This window comes from Chryseobacterium kimseyorum (genome assembly GCF_025971945.1).
Taxonomy (GTDB): Bacteria; Bacteroidota; Bacteroidia; order Flavobacteriales; family Weeksellaceae; genus Chryseobacterium; species Chryseobacterium kimseyorum.
The window spans coordinates 1-2,834 of record NZ_JAPDHW010000040.1 but is presented as its reverse complement, the minus strand read 5'-3'; the positions used below and the strand labels follow the sequence as shown (position 1 = coordinate 2,834).

The following is a 2,834-nucleotide window of genomic DNA, read 5'->3' as shown; positions in this document are numbered from 1 at the left end:
CGAAAATCATTCTTTTCCCTGTAGAAGGATCAACCTGTATCATCGTTGCAGCCTCGCGGTCGGACTCTTTACAGTCATTACAGAGTGTTCCGATTGAAATATAAAGCTTACCATCCGGCCCAAAATCCATGGTTCTGTTTGGATGTTGTCCTGCACTCGGCATATCATTAAACAGCATTTCTTTATTAGACAGTGTTCCGTCTGTGTTGACTGTGTATCTGCGCAATTCATTATTGTTACATAAATACATCAATCCGTCTTTCATAGTAATTCCGTGGACGCCTTTAAATTCTGCTGCCACTGTTTTTACTTCCTCAAATTTGCCGTCGTTATTAGTATCTTTTAAAAGGAGCACATCTCCTGTATCACGTCTTGTGACGTAAAGATTTCCATTGGGAGTATGATAAAGCATTCTCGGTTTTCCTAATCCTGAAGCAGCGATCGATACCATCCATCCGTCTGGAACTTTTAAGAGATTAACCATTTCGGGGAGGAAATCGAGATGTTCCGGGTAATTGGTAGAATGGGTAATTTTTGTAATATCCTTGGGAGGAATTCCTCTTTGCGCTGATGAATTTGAAAAAACAAAAGCGGTCATTAAAGGAATGATTTTTAAAATAGTTTTTCTGCTCATCTTTTTTAGATTTAAAATTATGAAGCTGTATCGTACAGCTTGATCTGTTATTTGATATGCAGCGTTGCCTGCGTGATAAATCTGATTTTATCTAATGGAGAGTTGAATCTACAGCGTCCTGACGGTATCATCCGGAGTTATGTTATGAAGCTGAGTAGCCCTTTCAGCAACTTTAGAATTTTCTTTTTTCATAATATTTTTGATTAGTGATTTAAATTGTCTGACATCTGTCACAGAGACGACTGATATTGATGTCTTCCTACGATCTCAACCAAAGTTATTACTGTCAGCTATGGGATGTTATGACTTAGGTCATACCGCCAAAATAAATCCATTCAATGGCATTAATTTTTGAAAAAAAATGGAATTACCATTTTCAATTAAAAGGACTTTCAGAAATAAAGCCTTCTAAATGGATTAAAAGGCTTTAAAAATTTTATTTGTACGTTCAAAATTAAGTTAAGACCTGAAGTGCATTCATCTGTCTTTTAAATTCTAAAATGGCATTGATGCTGTCATTATCAGGTATTCTTTCTAAAGAATTCGTATCAAAAATATCATAGATTCCGCTGTGATGCCAGTCTTCCAAATCATCCCAGTCTGGCCTGTCAATAATCGGGTAATAACAGCAGCCTAAGAGCGGAAGTCCGGATCTGAGGATAGTTTTACATTCTTTTGTGATTGACCGAATCCATTTTGCACGGTCTTCACCGGGATGGCTTGTTTCGGCAATGATCATCGGTCTTCCGTACCTTGTGAAAACTGTTTCAACTAAAGAATGAAGAGATCTGAACAATGGATGAGGCGGCTCTTCTGCCCACGGCAAAAATTCATGAGTTTCATTAATCCACTGATTGTTGTAATAGTAATTAACTCCAATAATATCAAGATACTCCGGTTTACCTCCGAGTTCCGGACACATGATTCCAGAAAGGATATCGTGAACCTGAAACTGTTCAAAATGCTTTTCTTCAGCAAATAAAAGTGCGTCAACATTTCCCGGATCATTCGAAACGATGCTCACTAAAGGTTCTGTGATTAAAATTCTTACTGATGGATCTACTTCTTTCATCATTTCAATCCCTTCAATGTAAGCCTTCATTAAACCATATTTTACTTCCCAGCCCTGCCCAACGCAGTACGGAGAAGTCCCTCTGACATCACCTCCGAGCCACGAAATAAAACTCACTTCATTAATCGGCGTTATAATTAAAGTACCTTCAGGAATAAGGCTTCTGTATCTGATCACAAATTCACGACACAAATGACTGAACCTCCGTGAGAACATTGGATGAAGAGGAGTAAGATCATCAGGAAAACCAAAATGACAGATATCCCAAACTACCTGAATTCCTTTCGCCTGAGAAACGCTGATCATTCGGTCTACTTCACGCCAATCGTACTGATATGGTTTTGTTTCGACTGCACTCCAACGGATTCCTTCACGCACGGTTTTAATTCCTAATTCATTTAACTGATCATAGTCCGCTTCCAGATATTGATCGTGACCCGAAGTTTTGTACAAATCTACTCTGTTCCCAAATGCATTTTGCTGATCGGCACATTCAAAACCACCCATCAGGAAGCTTTTAAAAGGATTATTATTTAAAGCCAGAAAATCATTACTGAACATACTCTTCCCTACTTTTTAACTTTTTGAAAAGCGCCAATGACTGCGCCACTACCTGATCCATGTTATAATATTTGTAAGTACCTAGACGTCCGGTAAAAAATACATCCGGATGATCTTCTGATAGCCTTTTGTACTGATTGTAAATTTCCTGATTCTGCTTTCTCGGAATCGGATAATAAGGATCACCTTCAGCAGTAGGATATTCGTAAACGATGGTTGTTTTTTCGTTTTTCTGTCCTGTAAGAAATTTAAATTCAGTAATTCTTGTGTATAAATTTGAGGTAGGATAATTGACGGTTCCGGTCGCCTGATAGTTTTCCTGATTCAGGGTTTCAAATTTAAAATCAATAGAACGGTAAGGCAGTTTGCCGTAGCAGTAATCAAAATAAGAATCTATTGGACCCGTATAGATTAATGTTTTAAAAGGAATTACATCAACAATGTCTTTGTAATCTGTCTGAAGCATAATGCTGATATTTTTGTGCGACAGCATTTTTTTAAACATCTCAGTATAACCATTCTTTGGCATTGCCTGAAAAGTATCTGTAAAATAACGGTCATCTTTAT

The 2,834-nt window shown here is 37.6% G+C and carries 3 protein-coding genes; all 3 read right to left on the bottom strand.

Annotated features, from left to right (window positions below; genetic code table 11):
- Positions 1-634 (bottom strand): PQQ-dependent sugar dehydrogenase (locus tag OMO38_RS20215; protein WP_264751983.1); only part of this gene is annotated, 634 nt, incomplete at its 3' end.
- 454 nt (positions 635-1,088) lie between these two features.
- Positions 1,089-2,267 carry a glycoside hydrolase family protein gene (locus tag OMO38_RS20210; protein ID WP_264751982.1) on the bottom strand — a complete coding sequence of 393 codons (1,179 nt, stop codon included), beginning with the start codon at positions 2,265-2,267 and terminating at the stop codon, positions 1,089-1,091.
- On the bottom strand, positions 2,257-2,834 hold a 578-nt coding region (locus OMO38_RS20205; RefSeq protein WP_264751942.1), incomplete at its 5' end, for a UDP-galactopyranose mutase. The genes OMO38_RS20205 and OMO38_RS20210, both read right to left, overlap by 11 nt.

Coding starts and splice junctions, on each gene's coding strand:
- OMO38_RS20210 (WP_264751982.1), bottom strand. CDS start 2,267: ATGTTCAGTAATGATTTTCTGGCTTTAAATAATAATCCTTTTAAAAGC.